We start from the raw sequence: 20,556 nt of genomic DNA, 5'->3' as shown, positions 1-20,556 counted from the left end.
CTGTTTTAGTTCTTCTTCAAGACAACTGCCGAACGTGCTGGCAGATAGAGCTTTAACCATTCCTTGTGGTCTTTCACATACATGGGGTCGTAGTTGGTAAGGTGTATTATGCTGTCGTCAGCAAGGCCATTACCACCAAACTCTTTGGCGTCTGTGTTGAGTACGACCTCATAGCTACCTGTGGGCACGAGGAAACCATAGTCAGTAAACGAGCGCGACGGGCTGAAGTTAAACACAAAGACCAGATCGCCTCGACTGAATGCCAACACCTGGTCGCCGTCGTTGTGCCATATCTCCTGGACGGGTTTGTTTTGGAAGTTTCTGACGCTCTTTATGGTCTTTATCATTGCCTTGTCGAAGTCGCCGAGATAATGATAGCACAGCTCCTTGTTGTCAACAAGGTTCCATTGGCGACGCGCGTATTTGTAGCTCCATCCATTACCTTCGCGCGGGAAGTCGATCCATTCAGGATGACCAAACTCGTTGCCCATGAAGTTCAGATATCCACCGTTGATGGCTGATGCCGTGACGAGGCGTATCATCTTGTGGAGGGCAATGCCTCTGTGAGCCATAAAGTTCTCGTCGCCCTTCTTGAAGTGCCAGTACATGTCGGCGTCGATAAGGCGGAACACGATGGTCTTGTCGCCTACGAGTGCCTGGTCGTGGCTCTCGCAGTAGCTGATGGTCTTCTCATCAGCACGCCGGTTCTTCACCTCCCAGAATATTGAACTTGGTTTCCAGTCCTCGTCCTTCAGCTCTTTGATGGTCTTGATCCAATAGTCGGGTATGTTCATGGCCATGCGGTAGTCAAACCCATAGCCGCCGTCCTCAAACTTAGCTGCCAGTCCTGGCATTCCGCTCACCTCCTCTGCAATAGTGATGGCATTAGGGTTAACCTCATGGATGAGCTTGTTGGCGAGTGTGAGATAGCAGATGGCATTATCGTCCTGATGACCATTGAAGTAGTCGCCATATCCGCAGAATGCCTCGCCTAAGCCGTGGCTGTAGTAAAGCATCGAGGTGACGCCGTCGAAGCGGAAGCCGTCGAACTTAAACTCCTCAAGCCAGTACTTGCAGTTAGAGAGGAGGAAGTGGAGCACGTCGTCCTTGCCGTAATCAAAGCAGAGAGAGTCCCATGCCGGATGCTCGTGGCGCTCACCAGGATAGAAGAACTGGTTAGGGTCGCCTGCAAGATTTCCAAGTCCTTCGACCTCATTTTTCACAGCGTGCGAGTGTACTATATCCATGATGACGGCAATACCGTTCTTATGGGCTGTGTCGATGAGTTCCTTGAGCTCCTCTGGTGTGCCGAATCGGCTTGATGGCGCAAAGAATGAGCTCACGTGATAGCCGAAAGAGCCGTAATAAGGATGTTCTTGGATGGCCATAACCTGTATGCAGTTGTATCCGTCTTCGATGACACGTGGCAGAACATTCTCCGTAAACTCCTTGTATGAGCCAACCTTTTCTGCGTCTTGTCCCATTCCCACGTGGCACTCATAGATGAGCAGTGGGCTCTTGTTTGGCTTAAACAACTTCTTCTTCCACTCGTATTGTTTCTCGGGGTTCCATACCTGTGCTGAGAAAATCTTTGTCGTGTCGTCCTGAACCACTCGTTGGCACCAGGCAGGTATGCGTTCGCCCTCGCCGCCATTCCAGCGTACCTTCATCTTGTAGAGGTCGCCATGTTTCATGGCCTTTGATGGCAGTTTGAGTTCCCAGTTACCAGTGCCTTCTATGCGTTTGCACTTATATTTTTCGTCGATGGTCCAGTTGTTGAAGTCGCCGATAAGATATATTTCCGTGGCATTTGGAGCCCACTCGCGGAACACCCATCCTCTTGGAGTCTTGTGAAGTCCGAAATACAGATGTCCGGTGGCGAAGTCCTTCAGAGGCTTCTTTCCGTTGCGTGTCAGCTGGTTGAGCTTCCATAAGGCATGCTCGTGACGTCCGCGTATGGCAGCTTCAAAAGGTTCGAGCCATGAGTCGTTCTTTACCAGTCCGATATGTTCGGGCGCTTTAGGTTTTGCAGGTGTCTTGGTCTTGCGTACACATGCTTTTCTCTTTGTGGTAGTTTTTTTCTCTTCCATTTGATTCTTTGGATAAAAGGTTGGGGGAAAGTTCTCAGTTATTTTACATTTCTCACTTTGAATATCGCTTTGCGTATTCCTTCCTCTTCGCTAATGCATGGAGCGTGTCCGTCCTGAGGGAAGAAAATGGCAAACATGCCTGGACGACAGGTGATAAATTCGTCGGCTGGAAGGTCGGGAATTTTTGTAATGTCTTTCTCTGCGTTGTATTCTGCCTCAGGCAAGAATCGACGAGGTGTGTATCCGTAAGTCTCAGAAGTAGAGAGCGGTATCTGTATGTCAACCATTTCGTCGTGAGTCTCCATCACGGCTGTGTTGGCAGACTTTGATGTCGCTGTCGTAAGATTCAGGAAGAGGTCGTCTCCCTTTATTTCGTATTTTCCTTCTTTCATAGTGCTGAGGTCGTTGTTTTCAAGATATTCAACGACATCGGCAAACAATGGGTTGAGCGCTGTGTAGCGGCTCAGCATGTCGAGTGTATCTACTATCATAACTATATGTAATTTATTTCTTTCTGTCTATTTGTCTCCATCCATTCTGGTAGGTGCCGGTGGCTGTAACCTGTCCGTTGCGGTCTTTTTCCACAAAGCGTCCGTCACGTTTGTCATCCACGTATGTACCTTCAAAGCGTTTTCCTTCCTTGTCTTCCTCAATGGCCGGGCCATGGCGTTTGTCGTCCTTGAACGTTCCCTTGAATTTCGATCCGTCGGCAAAATGGATAATACATTCGCCGTTGAGTTTGCCGTTTTTCCAAGTGCCGTCATACACGTCGCCGCTTTTCAGTGTAAGCTTTCCTTTCCCGTCTTGTCGGTCGGTTTTCCATAGTCCAGTATATACGTCACCGTTTTTCCATGTCAGTGTGCCTTGTCCGTGTTTGTCACCTTCAAGGAACTGTCCTGTATATTTATCTCCATTGGCATATTTGAAGATGCCGTTGCCGGTACGTTCTCCCTGCACATAATCGCCTTCATACACGTCGCCGCTTTTGAACTTGTATATGCCGCGTCCGTTTTGTATGTCGTCGATCCACTGGCCTACATACACGTCGCCGTCAGCATAGCGGAACGTGCCTTTGCCCGAGCGTTGGTTGTCTTTCCATTCGCCGTCATAGCTTGAGCCGTCGCCCCAGTCAAAATAACCCTTTCCGTTTTTCCGGTCGTTGGCCCAATAGCCTTTGTAATAAGCCCCGCTGGCAAAGGTATATACACCATAGCCTTGGCGATGGTCTTGTTTCCATTCGCCTTCATATTTGTCGCCGTTGTAGTAGTACATGGTGCCTTTGCCCTGCTGGTAGTCGCGATACCACAGTCCCACGTATTTGTTGTTGTTGGCAAAATAGTAGGTTCCTTTACCATGCTGCTGGTCTTGAAACCATTGTCCTTCGTATTTCTCTCCGTCGAAGAATGTATATACGCCATAACCGTTACGCTTGCCTTTATCGTAGTTGCCTTCGTACCAGTTGCCGTTCTTGAATATTGTTTTGCCTTTTCCATGAGGCTTTCCGCCTACCATCTCACCGCTGTAGTCACCTTCGTCCTTTGTGACGCAAGTGCCTAATGTGAGCTTTTGTGCTGAAGCTGACATGGCTGGGGCCAATGCCAGTATTATTGATATAAATAGATGTTTCAAAATAATGAATGTTATAGTTTGCAATGCCAAAGTTACAACAATATTCGTAAACTGCCAAGCAATCGCTTGAACATCTTACATTTTTTAACGCAACTCAACGATTATTGACGATTAATTTCATCAAAAACTCCTTCTCCCGTGATATTTCTCTCGTCAAGTTAATGTTTTTTCTCCCCTCTCTGTTTATTATCTTCCACGCATTATGACCCATATCACTATCGGTGCTCCTAATACCGGGGTGATGGCATTAAGCGGTATGAGCCCACCCGACGACGGCATGGAGGCAATGAGGTTGCAGAGCAAAGCAATGAGAGCTCCTGTGAGCATGGTTACTGGCATCAGTATGCCATGATTGCTGGTGCGTATCATCATCCGGGCTATGTGTGGTACTGCAAGACCTATGAACGATATAGGACCGCAAAACGAGGTGACGACGGCTGTCAACACTCCTGTTATCACGAGCAGGATGTTGCGTATCACTGCCGTGTGTATTCCGAGATTCTCAGCGTAATTCTTTCCTAATTGGATGATATTTAACGGTTTGATGAGTAGCAACGAGCTGCCGAGTGCTATTAAGGTAACTACACTGAACCATGGCAAAAGGCTCAACGACACGCCGCCAAAGCTGCCCAGTCCCCAAACAAGATAAGATTTCACGCCCTCCTCGGTGGCAAAGAAATTGAGAAGGCTGATAGCCGATGAGGCTATATAGCCTATCATTATACCTACGATGAGCAGCATAACACTATTGCGAATAAACAACGAGAAGACAAACACTACGCCCATCACCATCATCGCGCCAATGAATGCCCCGAAGAATACTGCGGCAAAGCCTGTCAGTGCTACGGATCCAGCGGTCACGCTTCCACCCAAGAGCAACATGACGAGAGCCGCGCCTAAGCCTGCTCCGCTGCTTATGCCGAAGATCGAAGGGTCTGCAAGCGGATTGCGAAAGGCTGTCTGCAACATCAGGCCGCTGACGGAAAGTGCCATACCCGAGAGCAGGGCTGTCGCTGCCTGTGGGAGACGCGATTCGATGACGATGTATGTCCACGACACTTTTTCTGCTTCGTTGCCCGACAGTATCCTCATCACCTCGCCAGCGGGGATATCAACGGAGCCGAACACCAGATTGGCGAAAAACAATGCCGTTATTGCTAATATGAGTATTATGCTGCACTTCATCTCTTATTTTAGTTTCTTAAAATACTGTCCTTCTCCCGAACGGTTTCGGAATATGTTTGAGAACTCTTCGAGCAAACGGTCTGGTCGGAAAGGTGTCTCCTCGTAAAACAATGTCCGCTCGGTAGAGCATCCCCACACATTACCGTCTTGCCATGCCTTAAGGTGTGTGAACGCCTTGTTTTCTGAAGCCAAGGTGGCTATCGTCTTCTCTGCTCCTCCGTAGCGGAACAGCCAAAGGTCGGCATCCTCGCACTGTTCAACAACGACCTCGGCAGCCAAAGCCTTGCTGCCGCCAGACTTGTCGTTGCGGAAGCAATACGTGCCTCCAGCGTCTTCTACCATCTGTCCTATAGTACTTTGTCCTCCAGGTATATACCACGTGTTTCCTAAAGGCAAGTCTATCACTACTTTGGGTTTGTCCTTCAGTTGTGACGCTTCTGTTTTCAGACTGTTGTATCGTGTCTCTACCTGCTCGAAGAGAGCGTTTGCCTCGTCTTCATGACCTGTTAGCATGCCATAGAATTTCATCCATTCCGCACGCGCTAAAGGAGATGGTTCCATATAGTCGGCACATTCCACAATAGGGATATGCAACTCGTCGAGTTTTCCATATCCGCCACTGTTTTCAAACGGCGACACCAACACCATGTCGGGATTGCCGTCGATGATCTTCTCTATGTCGGGCGACATGCTGTTGCCAAGGTCGGTGATGATCTTGTCTGCCACCATGCGTCTCACGTCCTGACGTTTCACATATCTCACGTCAGCCATGCCACAGATGGCTTTCATCGCTCCAAGATCGGCAAGCAAAGAGGCATGAACCGTAGTGAACACCATCGCACGATGTATAGGGACATTGATTATTGTGCCCTCTGGCAGATGGTTTGCCGTGGTGTCTGATACAAGTATATAGCGGTGTAGTGTCCGGTCTTCTCTCCACGGGTCGGCAATATCCACGGTGCGATATTTCCCATAGTCAACCACGGTGAGCAATCGGGAATATTTCAGACGCAGAGTGTCGCCCTCCACCTCTGCTCCTTGGGTTTTGCCCTGAGAGCATGAGGTGAGGACGACAGTGGTCAATAATAATATGTATAATAGGTGTCTTATCATTAGTCAACCAATATTACCTTTCGTGGGTTCTGTCCCCATGTGGTCATTTTTGACAACAGAGTGTAATTCTTAGAGAAGTGATATACGCTGCCTGGACCAGCCGAATACTGTGAGGTAAGGATGTAGAACGAATCGTCTTTACCCTCTGACATGCCGTAGATGGTGGCTGACTTCAGTTCTGGGGCGGCTGCCGTAATAGTGGCAGTGACGTCGGTCTTCTTCATGGCTACAGGGTCATACACATAGTAGGTGTTAGTGGTCTCGTAGGTGCTCCAGTCTGTCATCGACCATGCACAGAGGGCCTTGTTGTCCTGCTCCACGATGTGAGTAGTATATTCGCCTGTGTCTTGCGCCTTGCCTGTTTTGGTGTTGAGGGCGTAGAGCGGAGTGTATGTCCAGTCGGCTCCGTATCCCTGCACCATGATATAGTCGCCACATTCCACCACTACCTGTGTGTTATCCATCACGTCAACCTTTTTCACGCCCGTTGTGTTGAAGTTGTTAGTGTCGATGATGGCCACCTTGTTGTTAGTGTTTGTATTGTCGTAGGCGTTGCCCAAGGCCACATATATCTTATTGTCTTCGATGACGATATGCTCAGGAGCCTTGCCCACTTCCACTTCGTCTTTCTTTTCAAGAGTCTTGGCGTCAAAACGGCACACATAGCCTCCGATGGCAGTTACGTAGAGGTAGCCGTTGTCTGCAGCTGCATAGCGTGGCTGTCCGTGGGTCTCGTCAAATGTCACTCGTTTTTCCTCGATGCCTGCCTTGTTGAGTTTAGCCACATAGTTTGAGCCATACATCACGACATAGACATTGCCGTCGTACTCGATGATATCCTGTCCTGTATCGCCCAGCTGCTTGCCGTTTTGCATATAATACAGGTCGATGGATTTTGTTGTTGTAGTGTCGCGGTCGCTGTCAAAGAATGCGATAGAGGCATTGTTCTGCTGATACGAACCCTCGTTGAGGATGTAGCCTCTGTGTTCAGGAAGCGCTACCTTCGAGCCATATTCGAATGGATCGTATTCGTCGTCGTCACTACAAGAGGTAAAGGCTGCCGAGACAGCCAGACCGCAAAGTGCGGTCAGATACATACTTCTGAATTTCATTTCTTTTTTCTTTTTTTTATTATTGTTGTACTATTTTTCTTATATGTCTAATGTCGCCGATGCCGTTACCGACCGTCCTGGCATGGGATAGTATTTTATTATCTCATACTGTTTGTCGGTGATGTTGTTCACGGTCAGCTGTAAGCGCAGCATGTTGTCGCCGAGAAGGAAGTCGCGCGAGAGGCTCAGGCTGTGTTCCATATACCCGTCGAGTTGGTATTCCCTCGTGTTCTGCGCCATTGAGTATCGCTTGCCCTGGCCTGTTGCCGAGTAGCCTACGTTCACCCAAGGGGTGAGCAGCATTACCGACAGGCCTCCGCTCACCTTTGGCGTGTAAGGTAACTGTGAGCCGTATGTCGCACTGCCTTCGGTCTTGTCTTTTGCCTCTTGCCATGTCAGCGAGCCGTTGGCCACTATGCTGTATCCTTTGACTATGTCAACCTCTGTCCCCATAGTGGCGTCGATGCCTTTTATCTCAGCCTTGCCGAAGTTCACCATCTTCCAGATATATGTGGAAGGGAACGCCACTATCTTGTCTGTTACGTCGTTGTAATATGCGTCGATGGTCAGTGCCACATAGCGCAGTGGGCCTATGGGACGCGAGTTCCATGTCATTCCTGCCCCGTACTCGTGTGCGTTTTCCGGACGTAGTGAGGTGTTGCCAATCTGCAGATAATACAGGTCGTTGAACGTAGGCAGTCGGAAGGTGGATTTCGTCATTGCCCTTACATACAGTGCCTCGTCAGGCAGCAGTCTGTAGCTGAAGGAAAGTGATGGCGAGAGCTTTTTCCTGTCTTCTGGTTTCTTGATGGCATATTTCTCGCTTTCGGTAAGGCTTTCGGTGGCGTATGTCATCACGATGTTGCCTTCTATGGTCATCCTGCCGTATTTGGCTTTTGAGACTAATGCTGTCAGCGATGTGGTACGCAGCGGGTTGGGACTTCCGTTCACTGTGGTCCTAAGTTTGTTTACTGCCACGTCTTCAGCCAAGGCCATTTCAAGCCATGACGTTGGTTTCCAGCCTAATGTGGCAGACGTGTAATATTCGTCCTGGCGGTTGACCTCGGTCTTTTTGCCATTGGCGTACTTCGCATTCGTGTCTTCATACTTGTTCCACGAGTGGGTGTATTTTGCCCTTATGGCAAGTTTCCATTGCCTCGCTATATGCCTTTTGTATGCTGTCTGAAGAAAGAAGTTCTCGTCCCACAGACGTTCCTTTGAATTGTCGTTGTATAACACTACTGACCCCGGGACGCCACGTTGCGAATGGTAGAAGTAGGCCTTTGTGTCGAGACTGCCTCCATCGCCAAACTTATGGAGGACGTTGGCTTCGCCATGCCATTGTTCAATGTCGGAGTTGTTGCGTTTCTCGTTGCTCTTCTCCTTCCCGTTTCTTAACACGAAGGGATAGCGTCCGTCAGCTCTCATATAGTCAGCGTCGAGTGTCGTCATGGTGTTTTCGCCCGCCTGACACCACCATCTGACGCTCGGGTTCAGCTGTCCCCAAGAGCCGCCCTTCAATGCCAAACGCAGTCGGCTGTCGCCTTTGTCGAGCACTGGGCGTTCGGTTTCTATAGCGAGCAGTGCTGCCGAAGCATAGTGTCGTGCCGTCTGCATGATGTCGCTTCCCTGCCCTATTGCCATCGACAGCATCCCGACATTATCGAGCGAGAATCGTCCTATGTCTATCTGTCCGGCCTGGGTATTGCTCACGGTGATACCGTCATAGCTCACTGCGGTATGCTGTGCTCCGAGATTTCGGACAGAGACGGTTTTCATGCCGCCGATACCGCCGTAGTCCTTGACGTTTGTCCCCGCCATCCTCTTTACCGCGTCGGCTATATTCTGCAGTCCTAACTGTCTGATGTCGTTGCCGCTGAGCGACTGTACGGGTATAGTTTCAAAGATGTTGGTCTTCCGGCTTCTCTCTGCCGTGACCACCACCTCGTCGATACGTCCGGTACGTATAGTATCGTTAGCATCTGCATACATGAAGACGCATATGGCGGCTGCCATGACCGCATACCTCTTTTTCTTGTTCATTTCCGAATCAATAATCTGACCAATTTTTCATCCCTTTCCTCGAGGGAGTGAAACATTAATAACATGACGGCAGGTCTTCTGACTATTGCCAAGTATAAACGTCTTCCCGATCATTGTCTGTCAGTGACATCATTGTTCATACTGTATAAAGGCAAATCACAGCAGCGGGACTGTCAGGAGAATCTCACTCCGTTCCCATTTAATCACCGTGGTGAACCAATCACGGCTGCAAAGGTAGTAATTTTCTGTCAATCATGCAAGACAAATACCAAGAAATAACGATTTTTTAGCAAAAAACACGATGATTATTGTCGTTTTTGGATTCTATTAGTTATCTTTGCAAAAAAATTTTTGCGAATGAAATTATCAGATTTGAAAACAGGCGAAAAAGGAGTCATCGTCAAAGTGCTTGGTCATGGTGGCTTCAGAAAGCGCATTGTGGAAATGGGATTCATCAAGGGAAATGTGGTGAAGGTGTTGCTCAACGCTCCACTGCAGGACCCTGTAAAATATCAGATATTAGGCTACGAGGTGTCGCTGAGGCATAAGGAGGCAGAGATGATCGAGGTCATCTCTACCGAGGAGGCAAAGACACTGGAGAAGACTTACTCGCAGAATGTTAGCTGTTCGGCAAAGTGCGACGACGCCGATGACGCGCCGCTCACTGACAAGCAGCTCCATGATGTGGCAATAAGGAAACGCCGTACTATCAACGTTGCCCTGGTGGGTAATCCTAACTGCGGAAAGACGTCGCTGTTCAATTTCGCGTCTGGGGCACATGAACACGTGGGCAACTACTCGGGAGTGACAGTGGATGCCAAGGAGGCGACGGCATCGTTCGAGGGTTACGACTTCAATATCATCGACTTGCCCGGCACTTACTCCCTTTCGGCCTATTCGCCCGAGGAACTCTACGTAAGACGGCAGATCATAGACAAGACGCCTGATGTAGTGCTCAACGTGCTCGATGCCAGCAACCTCGAGCGCAACCTTTATCTCACCACCCAGCTCGTGGACATGCACCTCAGAATGATATGCGCCTTGAACATGTACGACGAGTTTGAGGAACGGGGCGACAAACTCGACCATAAGACCCTCGGACAGCTCTTCGGTATTCCTATGGTGCCCACGGTGTTCAAGACCGGCAAAGGCGTTGATCTGCTCTTCCACATTATTATTAATATGTATGAGGGTGTTGACTTCATTGACAAGAAGGGTAATATCAACCCGCAGGTGGCGCGCGACATACAGGAGTGGCATAAAAACTATGAGGGACATCATGGCAGTAATCACGGCGAGGACTTCGCTCACGGCAACAAGCCTAACGACAGCGTGTCACGACATATTCACCTCAACCATGGCACTGTCATCGAACAGGGCATCGAGGCAATAAAGACCGAACTGAAAAACGACGAACAGATACGTCATAAATACTCCACTCGCTACCTATCCATCAAACTCCTTGAGATGGACAGCGAGACAGAGAAGGAAATAAGCCAACTGCCAAACGCACAGCGCATAATAGAGATACGCGACCGAGAGGCGGCACGCATCAAGAAAGATCTTAAAGAAGACTCAGAGACTGCCATCATGGATGCGAAGTATGGCTTTATCCACGGAGCACTCCACGAGGCAGGCTACGAAAAGGGTGACACTGGCGACACATATCAGGTGACACACATCATCGACCGTATCATCACCAACCGTTACGTTGGTTTTCCTATCTTCTTCGCCCTTATCTTCCTTATGTTCCATGCCACCTTCACCCTTGGACAGTACCCGATGGACTGGATAGAGGCTCTCGTAGGCCTGTTGGGCGATGTTGTCGGCAAGGCGTTGCCTGACGGCATAGTGCGCGACATGGTGTGCGACGGCATCATTGGTGGCGTTGGCTCTGTCATCGTGTTCCTCCCGCAGATACTTATCCTCTACGGTTTCATCTCGTTTATGGAAGACTCTGGATATATGTCGAGGGCGGCGTTCATCATGGACCGTCTGATGCACAAGATGGGACTGCACGGCAAGTCGTTCATACCTCTGGTCATGGGGTTCGGCTGCAATGTGCCGGCAATAATGGCCACACGCACCCTTGAGAGCCGGAAGTCGAGACTCATCACGATGCTCATCCTGCCTATGATGAGCTGTTCGGCGCGACTACCTATTTACATTATGATCACGGGAGCGTTCTTTGCCGTAGAATATCAAAGCATAGTGATGATATCGCTCTATGTCATAGGCATTGCCATGGCTGTGGTCATGAGCCGCATATTCAGTCGTTGGCTCGTCAGGGGCGACGACACACCGTTTGTCATGGAGTTGCCGCCCTACCGTTTCCCTTCCACAAAGACCATCGCACGCCACACCTGGGAGAAGGGCAAGCAGTATCTGAGAAAAATGGGAGGCGTCATCCTTGTGGCAAGTATTGCCGTATGGGCTTTGGGCTATTTTCCCCACAACGACAGCTTAGAGCCACGCCAACAGCAGGAACAGAGTTATATCGGACAGATAGGAAAGACCATTGAACCGATATTCAAGGCGCAAGGCTTCGACTGGAAACTCGACGTGGGACTGGTGTCGGGCATTGGCGCCAAGGAGATCGTGGCATCAACCATGGGAGTGCTCTATGGCGACGACACCACCAATGCCGACGAGACGACAAAACACGAACGTATGCGTCAGCATATGGAGGCTGACGGTATCACTCCTCTCGTGGCATTCTGCTACCTGCTCTTCGTCTTGCTCTACTTCCCGTGCCTTGCCACCATCGTGGCTATAAAGAACGAGAGTGGATCGTGGCGATGGGCTTTGTTTACAGCACTTTATACCACTATGCTGGCATGGGTTGTCTCTGCCGCGGTGTATCAAGTGGGTAGATTGGTTTTATATTAATTGACAAAGACAGTTTAGCAAACGACAATGGACTATATAGAAATAAAAGGAGCGAAGGTAAATAACCTGAAGAATGTGTCGCTCAACATACCGCGCAACAAGTTTATCGTGGTTGCCGGAGTCAGCGGTTCTGGCAAGTCGTCATTAGCTTTCGACACTCTTTATGCCGAAGGTCAGCGCCGCTATGTCGAGAGTCTCTCGTCATACGCCCGACAGTTTCTCGGACGTATGAACAAGCCTGAATGCGACTTTATCAAGGGTATTCCGCCGGCCATAGCCATCGAACAGAAGGTCACCAGCCGTAATCCTCGTTCCACCGTAGGCACATCGACAGAGATATACGACTATCTACGCATGCTCTTCGCGCGTGTGGGACATACCTATTCTCCTGTCAGCGGCAACGAGGTGAAGAAACACTCCACCGAAGATATTGTCAACTGCATACACCAGTATTCCGAAGGCACGAAGTTTGTCGTGATGGCTCCGCTTGTGGTGGCCGACGGACGAACGGTGGAACAGCAGCTCAGGGCTTGCATCCTTCAGGGATATGTACGCATCTTCGCCTCGGGAGACTTTTATCGCATTGAGGACTTCCTCGAAAAAGAGAGAAGCGAAGCTGACGAGAAGGACATCTATATTGCCATCGACCGTATGTCGGTAGATTTCTCCAAGGACGGCATCTCGCGCCTTGTCGATTCTACCGAGACTGCTTTCTACGAGGGCAAGGGCGAGTGCAGGCTAATGTTCATGCCGTCCATGCTATGCTATGACTTCTCCACACGCTTCGAGTGTGATGGCATAGAGTTTGAAGAGCCCAACGACAATATGTTCTCTTTCAATTCGCCTACTGGAGCATGCCCTGAGTGCCAGGGTTTTGGCAAGGTGATGGGCATCGACGAGCATCTTGTGATACCTAATCCCTCGCTCAGTGTTTACGAGGGCAGTGTGGTGTGCTGGAACGGTGAAAAGATGAAAGAGTGGAAAGAGGAGTTCTGCCGACGTGCCGTCGCCGACAATTTCCCCGTCTTCAAACCCTATTATGAACTCGAGCGCAAAGAGAAAGACTGGCTCTGGCATGGTCTTCCTTCTGAACTCTACAAGCCTGTGCGCGAACGTATCTGTATCGACGCATTCTTTGAGATGGTTAAGGAAAACCAGTATAAGATACAGTATAGGGTCATGTTAAGCCGCTATCGTGGCAAGACCACTTGTCCTAAGTGTCATGGCACACGACTGCGTCCCGAGGCAAACTATGTGAAGATAGGCGGACGAAGCATCTCCGACATCGTCGAGATGCCGGTAGTGAAGCTACGCGAGTGGTTTGCGCAACTGCAGCTTGACGAACACGATGCCTCGGTGGCAAAGCGCCTTCTTGTTGAGATAAACAACCGATTGCAGTTCCTTCTCGACGTTGGCTTAGGCTATCTCACCCTCAACCGCCTCTCCAACTCCCTGAGTGGAGGCGAGAGCCAGCGCATCAATCTAACTACGTCGCTCGGCAGTAGTCTCGTGGGGTCGCTTTATATCCTCGACGAACCGAGCATTGGTCTTCATAGTAGAGACACCGACAGGTTGACCAGTGTGCTGAAGAAGCTGCGCGACATAGGCAACACGGTGATAATTGTTGAACACGATGAGGACATCATCCGTAAGGCTGATTACCTTATCGACGTCGGACCCGATGCCGGACGACTCGGTGGCGAGATAGTCTATGAGGGCGCACTACCCTCTGCCTCTCTCCTCGCCTCACAACCGTTGCCTACTGAGTTTGCCAAGAGCTATACAATACGTTATCTCGCTGGCGAACTCTCTATCCCAGTGCCCGAAGGACGCCGCCGATGGAACCGCCACGTCACCATCGAGGGTGCACGCATGAACAATCTCAAGGGCGTCACGGTCGATTTCCCGCTCAATGTGATGACCGTAGTGACGGGAGTGAGCGGTTCGGGAAAGTCAAGTCTTGTAAAAGGCATCCTCTACCCTGCCCTCAAGCGTCACATAGGCGAGGTGTGCGACGCACCAGGCGAGTATATCCGCCTCAGCGGAAATATCGGTGATGTGAAACATGTTGAGTTTGTTGACCAAAACCCGATAGGCAAAAGCAGCCGTTCTAATCCTGCCACTTACGTCAAGGCGTATGACGCCATACGCGAACTCATGGCAGAGCAGCCCTTGGCAAAGTCGATGGGCTTCACGCCCCAGTATTTCTCGTTCAATACCGACGGAGGACGGTGCGACGAGTGTAAGGGTGCCGGAGAGATTACCGTCGAGATGCAGTTTATGGCAGATATCGTGCTCACATGCGAGGCTTGTCATGGCAAGCGTTTCAAGTCAGAGATTCTTGAGGTGCGATTCCACGACCGTAACATCAGCGATATTCTCGACATGACCATCAGCGAGGCGATAGAGTTCTTTACCAAATATGGAGAGAAAGTCATAGCAAAACGCCTGAAACCTCTTGAAGATGTGGGATTGGGTTATATAAAGCTCGGACAGAGCTCTTCCACATTGTCGGGCGGCGAGAACCAGCGCGTGAAGTTGGCTTATTTCATCGGTCAGGAGAAACAGGTACCGTCAATGTTCATCTTCGACGAGCCTACCACGGGTCTTCACTTCCACGACATCAAGCGTCTGTTAGACTCTTTCAACGCTCTCATCGAACGTGGACATACCATCGTCATCATCGAGCACAATATGGATATAATAAAATGTGCCGACCATGTCATCGATATGGGACCCGACGGTGGCGATGCAGGAGGAACGCTCGTCGTGGCAGGCACACCTGAGACGGTCTGCGAGTGTAGAGCCAGCGTTACAGGCAAGTACTTAAAAGAAAAATTATGTTAAATCTGTAGATGCAAGAAGACATTTGTTGGGAAAGTGTTCTTTATTCTACGTTTTTATTCGTACCTTTGCACCCGCAAAAGCCGATATGGCTCAGTTGGTAGAGCAATTCATTCGTAATGAATAGGTCCCCGGTTCGAGCCCGGGTATCGGCTCACGAATAAGTAAAGACGGCCGCTATTATCATTATAGCGGCCGTCTTTATTATGTATATCGTCAGTTGTAAAACTCTATAAATGCCTTTATGCAATACTCATGGTCGGCTGCCGACGCCAGCTCTCTCACGCTGTGCATGGCAAGAACCGGGTTGCCCATATCGACACCGCTTATAGCAATGCTCGACGTGAGTATGTTGCCGAGTGTGCTGCCGCCTGCCACATCACTGCGGTTGACAAATCGCTGACATGGCACTCCCGCCTTTTCGCATATCTGCTGGAACACTGCCGCCGACATGGCGTCTGTGGAATACTTCTGTGCAGCGTTGATCTTTATGACTGGTCCGCCGCCTAACAGCGAATGGTTTGTAGGGTCGTACTTCTCTGCGTAGTTCGGGTGGAAGCCGTGGGCGTTGTCGGCGCTTATCATAAACGCTTTCTCCACACTGCGGAAATAGTCGTCCATACTTCCTCCTTGTGCCAATACTATCCGCTGAAGCAGCGACATGAAGAAATTGCTTCCCGCTCCTTGCTTCGTGCCAGACCCCGTCTCTTCATTGTCGAAGATGGCCAATACCTTTGTCACCTCGGGCTTCTCGCCGTCCGCCGTTATCGCCTCCAGTCCTGCATGCACCATCGACAAGTCGTCCAGTCGGCCTGCAGACACAAACTCGTTGTTCAGTCCCACCAGACATGCGGGTGTGGTGTCATAAAGGTACAGGTCGAAGTCTATTATCTCGTCTTTCTCTATCTGCAACTCTTCGGCGATAATGCGCATTAGCAGCCCGTCGGCTTCAAGTTTGTCGTTGACATAACCCAATATAGGCAGCATGTCTTTCTGTTTGTTTAGTTTCACACCGTCGTTCACCTGTCTGTTGAAGTGAATGGCGAGGTTGGGAATGACGAGCAGTGGGCGCTCGATGTGTATCAAGCGCGACTCCGGGTGCAACGCGTCTTCGCTACGTAGTATCACCCTGCCGGCCAAGCTCAGCGGACGGTCAAACCATGTGTTGAGAATAGAGCCTCCATAAGACTCGGTGTTGAGTCTGACCAGACCGCCCTCGCCTGTCATTTCCGCTTTCGGCTTGATGCGGAATGTGGGCGAGTCGCTGTGGGCTGCTATTATGCGGAAGCCTGCCTCCGAGAGTGCCTGTCGGCCGATATGGAAGGCGAAGACGGCGGAATCGTTCTTTGTAACGAAGAACTTCTCTGGCAATTGCGTCCATGTGTCTTCTGCACGCAACTGCATAAAGCCGTTGTCTCTCAATTGTTTGCACACGTTCCTCACTGCAAGGAAGTTTACCGGTGAGGCATTAAGGAAACTGATCAGTTTTTCTGTGTAAGTTACCATAAGCGATATGAATAAATTATAATAGTGTTTCTCTGTTGTCTCTCACAAAGTGTGGCCATCGCTCCTCGCCAAGACATGGGGCATACTCAAATCCCTCATAGGAAAACGAGTGCAGGTCTGCTGGAGACGTGATGTGATGCAGGAGGACATGTCTCACCATAGCTCCACGACACGACTTTGCCCATACGGCTTGCATCTTGAGCATCCCATTCTTCTGTCTCACATAGAATAGCGGGTGTACCACGTTGACCTCACCGCATACGCGCTTCCAGTCAAACAGGTGTTCGTATTCCTCTGTAGATAAGTGCAACAAAACGCCGTCGTCGGCTTTCACACTGTCTATCAGCACATCCGTGAGCTTGTCACGCCAAAACTGGTTGACGGGTTTTCCGTCGGCTGAAGGCAGATGAACACAATGCTCCATCCTGTACGGCACCACTCCGTCCATGGGGCGTAACAGCCCATAGAGGAAACAGGTGATCCACAGGTGGCGCTGGGCAAACACAAGCGCTTCTTCACCCAGTGTTGAGGCTACAAGGTGCTTATATGCCTGGCCGTTATATGCCATGATGGCGGGCATCTTCTCTGCTGTAAAGAAGTGCTGATACCGTTCCCAGTTTTCAGCCGCCAACTTCCGGCTACAGTCGAGTTCACGTTCCAGCGTGTCGATATCCATTCCTGCCATATCCATAGCCAAACGGTTGGCAACGCTCTGAAACTGTGGCTCTGTCCATGGCTTCAAGCCAGACTTGTCATACATTATTTTCGCATTTGCAAGTAGTATCTGCATATTCTGTTCAATATTTATTGTACATGGCGCAAAGATACAATAAAATAAATTAATCTGCAAGAAATCATGGAAAAAAAGAATATACCGACATAAAACATAACTATGATTTCTTGCTATGTTATATGAAATTCTTGAAGAATCTCATATCACAAAGCCAAGAAACTGAAAGAAAAAGGCGATGAGGCTAATGCCCACCGCCAACAGGGAGGAGTAGGATTCTATATGGGCTCCGTACTGATGTATGTGACTTCGATTATTATGTTGATGGACAATGGACACGGCTCTTCAGAATTTGTCGTATGGATGAGCATCGGTTCGATGTTCCTATGCCTCGTAGCTGTGTATCGTCTTGCATTTTGAAACGATGAATGTGAGTACACAGGGCAACTTTTCTTACGTAAGATTATCTGAGTGTCACTTGCCCCAAATGATTCTCCATTCTCCTTTGTCGTTTTTCTTGAGCTTCACCTTATCGGTCTTCTCTTCGCCATTGCCATAAACAATCTTCATTTCCACAGTGGCCTTATTGCCGTCCTCCGATATTTCTTCCGACAGCACCTCATAACTCTTCAGACCCTGCTTCTCTTTCATGGTCTTTTCACCTTTCTCGCGTAGCAATGCCACCAGTTGTTCCTTTCCTTCCTCACTGTCTTTTCCATCTTTCGTGCCCGTGCCCAAGAGGTCCACATAACCCTCATAGTCTGAATTCTGGAGACATTTTACCGACTTCTCGGCTACTGCCGATGGAGTGTTGGAGTCACCGCAGCTCCACAATGCTAAGGCAGCTACAGCCACAAACAAAGAAAGAATAATTTTTTTCATAATACTAAGTTTTTGATGTTAATAATAAAGTGATAATAATTTACTAAAACCTTGATATTGTCCTAATCATACTACTCTCATATATATCGGTAGGCATGATGACATGCTCGAAATGAAATCCGGGCACTATGAAGTCATGCCGTCGCTCTTCGGCCAACGACACACCGGCCCCGAGATACGCCCTCTCCACCAACTCGCTGCAATAGAGCTTGGTGGAGTCGCTGTCGTCATAGTCATGGTCGAAGAGTATTCCACGTCGGTAGAGCCTTAACGCCTCACGTGCAGCCACCTCTGCCACCTTCTTGTCTTTATGTCGCATCACCTCTCCCATCACAGCATTAAACGTAGAAAAAAACTTACTCGGCAGTTCCATCTTCACCCTGTCCACATCGCCAGGGAAATCAGGTTCGTCAGGCACTGCATGAACCACCATTTTCACTCCCGCCGAGTCAACCACGATGCCCATATGCGAATACTTTCCTCCATCGGCTGCAACCACCGTGTGGCTCATCAGCCCAGTCCCTCGCCTAAAGACGATGTCCCCCTCTGCCAACTCCAAGCCATCAGGGAGAATCGTCCCCTCGCCCTCCTTACCGGAACAGGACATGAGAAGAAGGCAGATGAACACGAGGTTTATAACCGTGACGATACTATTCTGAAAATCTGATTCAATTCTTTTCATTGGAGGTACTGGATAATTATCTCATATCCGTTTTTTAAATATACATTCGATAATCTTTCTTCCATAATTCCACATAAACATTATATGTTATTAATGTCGCCGCGAAGATACAAACTATTTTCCATTCCTCCAAACATTTCTCAGATTATTTGCAGATTTACCATGAGAATACCACCCTGCCGTAGGGTCTTACCTCGTGTAAGACCGCCCACTGCCGCAAGCTCAATAGGGGTGCGGGCGACTCGCCCGCGGTTGTTCACTTCTCCTTCTTCCCAACAATCCCTTATATATCAATTACAACGTTATTATTTAATAATCTTATTCCGTTATTACGTAATTTCGGTGTATTAATTCTGATATCACAATCAACTACAAAAACCGTTCCATTTTCAGAGCACAAGACATTTTCATCATGTATATCACTTAAATAGATTGTTGGAGTAGCATAAGTCCAATTTTTCCTATTCATCAGGACGAAGCCCATATTGCTCATGAATGTCTCTATTTCCTCATCAGTCATTCTCAATCCTTGAATAAAAGGTTGCTCTACAATAATCTTGAATTCATCATTACTATCTCTTCCAAAACCAAGCACTTTCATGCTCGTTTCTGAGAAATATGTATTGTGAAGAGTTATTCTATCCAAAGCAAGAATGGGTTGAATAAGTATGATTTAGAAACCTGTCAACATCGTCATACCACACATTCACTATTCTTGCCCATTTCTCAATTGCGCGAGTTTGTTTCTCTGCATATTTGAGTTCTCTTTTGAATTCCTCCCTTCCTTCAAGCTCTGAATCTGGGCAATTTTCTGCTCCCGCGAGTAAGGATGCAATGACATGCACAGCACCTCCCTTTGAGCAGCCATGCTGTTCCTGCGGTGAAAATCGTTTATATATAAGCCTTCCTCTAATAAATAGTTATGCATAATAATCAAGTTGTTGCAGACCCTCTGATGTGAAGCCATCATCTATGATGTTCCTCACTGACGTCCAAAAATCTGCACTGTTCATAATCTTTTATGTAAATTTGCCGCAAATATACAAACTATTTTCCATTCTTCCAAACTTTTCTCGGATTATTTGCCTAATTATCCATTCTGGATATATGACTCAATTAAAGGTTTAAGTTTGGGTATATCTTTTTCTATCGTATTCCAAAGCTGATTGGGTTTTATTTTATAGTAACCATGAACCAAAACATGTCTCATACCTTCAATTACATCCCATTCTACTTCTGTATGTGTTTCCCTAAATTCTTTTGTAAGCATATATACAGCTTCACCAATTATCTCGACATGCTTAACAAATCCATAAAAAACAATAGGATCATTTATTACATCCTCATATTCATACCTATTCTTATTATTTAGAATAATATCAATGGAAGACAAAATATGTTCAAGTCGCCCTTTGTCTTTAATCTTTTCTCTCATATATCAATTTTTTATCCTTTTCAACACTCATTTCGGCAAATGGCAGCAAGCATCCTGTTTCAACTAAATCGATTTTCCTTTTAAGTTTCTTACTTAATGATGTCATAATTCTTGAAATTGTCATGAGCGAAATAGAGTTACTGTCATTGTATTCCACTAGTATATCAATGTCACTATCTGGGGTATCCTCGCCTCTTGAACAAGAACCAAATAACCACGCCTTTTTTATTGGCTGAGTGGCAAAGTATTGTCTTATAGTATCTAAAGTGCCTGTTTCCATAATTATTCTATCTAAGTAGGTCTGCGGGGTTTCCCCCGCTTTCCCCTTCAAGAACCGTGCATGCGACTTTCGCCGCACACGGCTCGTGTAATTCTGTTAATTATCTCTCGTTCTAAATAATCGGCTCTATGTGCTG

Annotated in this window: 16 protein-coding genes, 1 tRNA gene and 1 riboswitch; of the genes, 3 read left to right on the top strand and 14 right to left on the bottom strand. The window is 48.5% G+C overall.

Annotated features, from left to right (window positions below):
- Nucleotides 1-5: 5 nt before the first annotated feature.
- The 7 genes from CIK99_RS12145 to CIK99_RS12115 all read right to left on the bottom strand — a co-directional run bounded on the left by CIK99_RS12145 (nucleotide 6) and on the right by CIK99_RS12115 (nucleotide 9,172).
- Entirely contained in the window at nucleotides 6-2,090 is a 2,085-nt protein-coding gene (locus CIK99_RS12145; RefSeq protein WP_094381761.1) for an alpha amylase C-terminal domain-containing protein, read from the bottom strand.
- Nucleotides 2,091-2,128: 38 nt separating this feature from the next.
- Nucleotides 2,129-2,581, bottom strand: a complete 453-nt coding sequence (locus CIK99_RS12140; RefSeq protein ID WP_094381760.1) for a YhcH/YjgK/YiaL family protein — start codon at nucleotides 2,579-2,581, stop codon at nucleotides 2,129-2,131.
- A gap of 13 nt (nucleotides 2,582-2,594) precedes the next feature.
- On the bottom strand, nucleotides 2,595-3,674 hold the full coding sequence (locus CIK99_RS12135; protein ID WP_094381768.1) for a phosphatidylinositol-4-phosphate 5-kinase: 1,080 nt from the start codon (nucleotides 3,672-3,674) through the stop codon (nucleotides 2,595-2,597).
- A 231-nt stretch (nucleotides 3,675-3,905) separates the two neighbouring features.
- Nucleotides 3,906-4,904 carry an iron ABC transporter permease gene (locus CIK99_RS12130; protein WP_094381759.1) on the bottom strand — a complete coding sequence of 333 codons (999 nt, stop codon included), beginning with the start codon at nucleotides 4,902-4,904 and terminating at the stop codon, nucleotides 3,906-3,908.
- A 3-nt stretch (nucleotides 4,905-4,907) separates the two neighbouring features.
- The gene (locus CIK99_RS12125; RefSeq protein WP_094381758.1) at nucleotides 4,908-6,017 is read right to left on the bottom strand and encodes an ABC transporter substrate-binding protein; all 1,110 of its coding nucleotides are present in this window, start codon (nucleotides 6,015-6,017) and stop codon (nucleotides 4,908-4,910) included.
- On the bottom strand, nucleotides 6,017-7,129 hold the full coding sequence (locus CIK99_RS12120) for a DUF5074 domain-containing protein (protein WP_144007991.1): 1,113 nt from the start codon (nucleotides 7,127-7,129) through the stop codon (nucleotides 6,017-6,019). The genes CIK99_RS12125 and CIK99_RS12120 overlap by 1 nt, the downstream gene beginning before the upstream one ends.
- A gap of 39 nt (nucleotides 7,130-7,168) precedes the next feature.
- The gene (locus CIK99_RS12115) at nucleotides 7,169-9,172 is read right to left on the bottom strand and encodes a TonB-dependent receptor (RefSeq protein WP_094381756.1); all 2,004 of its coding nucleotides are present in this window, start codon (nucleotides 9,170-9,172) and stop codon (nucleotides 7,169-7,171) included.
- A 50-nt stretch (nucleotides 9,173-9,222) separates the two neighbouring features.
- Nucleotides 9,223-9,408, bottom strand: a riboswitch (cobalamin riboswitch).
- 121 nt (nucleotides 9,409-9,529) lie between these two features.
- Between CIK99_RS12115 and feoB the strand changes: the two genes are divergently transcribed.
- The 3 genes from feoB (at nucleotide 9,530) to CIK99_RS12100 (ending at nucleotide 15,060) form a co-directional block, all read left to right on the top strand.
- On the top strand, nucleotides 9,530-12,061 hold the full coding sequence (feoB, locus tag CIK99_RS12110; protein ID WP_094381755.1) for a ferrous iron transport protein B: 2,532 nt from the start codon (nucleotides 9,530-9,532) through the stop codon (nucleotides 12,059-12,061).
- A 27-nt stretch (nucleotides 12,062-12,088) separates the two neighbouring features.
- Nucleotides 12,089-14,908, top strand: a complete 2,820-nt coding sequence (gene uvrA, locus CIK99_RS12105; protein WP_094381754.1) for an excinuclease ABC subunit UvrA — start codon at nucleotides 12,089-12,091, stop codon at nucleotides 14,906-14,908.
- A gap of 79 nt (nucleotides 14,909-14,987) precedes the next feature.
- Nucleotides 14,988-15,060 (top strand) — tRNA-Thr (locus CIK99_RS12100).
- Nucleotides 15,061-15,121: 61 nt separating this feature from the next.
- Here CIK99_RS12100 and CIK99_RS12095 read toward each other — a convergent pair.
- The 7 genes from CIK99_RS12095 to CIK99_RS12065 form a co-directional block, all read right to left on the bottom strand.
- Nucleotides 15,122-16,411, bottom strand: a complete 1,290-nt coding sequence (locus CIK99_RS12095) for a M18 family aminopeptidase (protein ID WP_094381753.1) — start codon at nucleotides 16,409-16,411, stop codon at nucleotides 15,122-15,124.
- A 16-nt stretch (nucleotides 16,412-16,427) separates the two neighbouring features.
- Entirely contained in the window at nucleotides 16,428-17,201 is a 774-nt protein-coding gene (locus CIK99_RS12090) for a YaaA family protein (protein ID WP_094381752.1), read from the bottom strand.
- Nucleotides 17,202-17,615: 414 nt separating this feature from the next.
- Complete coding sequence (locus CIK99_RS12085; RefSeq protein WP_094381751.1) at nucleotides 17,616-18,023, bottom strand: DUF4878 domain-containing protein; 408 nt, start codon at nucleotides 18,021-18,023, stop codon at nucleotides 17,616-17,618.
- 43 nt (nucleotides 18,024-18,066) lie between these two features.
- A complete protein-coding gene (locus tag CIK99_RS12080) occupies nucleotides 18,067-18,705 on the bottom strand; it encodes a YiiX/YebB-like N1pC/P60 family cysteine hydrolase (protein ID WP_094381750.1) in 639 nt (212 codons plus the stop codon).
- Between the two features lie 283 nt (nucleotides 18,706-18,988).
- Nucleotides 18,989-19,306, bottom strand: coding sequence for a hypothetical protein (locus CIK99_RS15825; RefSeq protein WP_254047803.1), 318 nt, complete (start codon nucleotides 19,304-19,306; stop codon nucleotides 18,989-18,991).
- Nucleotides 19,307-19,795: 489 nt separating this feature from the next.
- Complete coding sequence (locus CIK99_RS12070; RefSeq protein WP_094381749.1) at nucleotides 19,796-20,140, bottom strand: DUF86 domain-containing protein; 345 nt, start codon at nucleotides 20,138-20,140, stop codon at nucleotides 19,796-19,798.
- A complete protein-coding gene (locus tag CIK99_RS12065) occupies nucleotides 20,124-20,420 on the bottom strand; it encodes a nucleotidyltransferase family protein (protein ID WP_094381767.1) in 297 nt (98 codons plus the stop codon). Before CIK99_RS12065 ends, CIK99_RS12070 begins: the two co-directional genes overlap by 17 nt.
- Between the last annotated feature and the right edge of the window lie 136 nt (nucleotides 20,421-20,556).

It is taken from the genome of Prevotella sp. P5-92 (genome assembly GCF_002251245.1).
Taxonomy (GTDB): domain Bacteria; phylum Bacteroidota; class Bacteroidia; order Bacteroidales; family Bacteroidaceae; genus Prevotella.
Note: the sequence above shows the minus strand (reverse complement) of the source record. Positions and strands in the feature narration are given on the sequence as shown.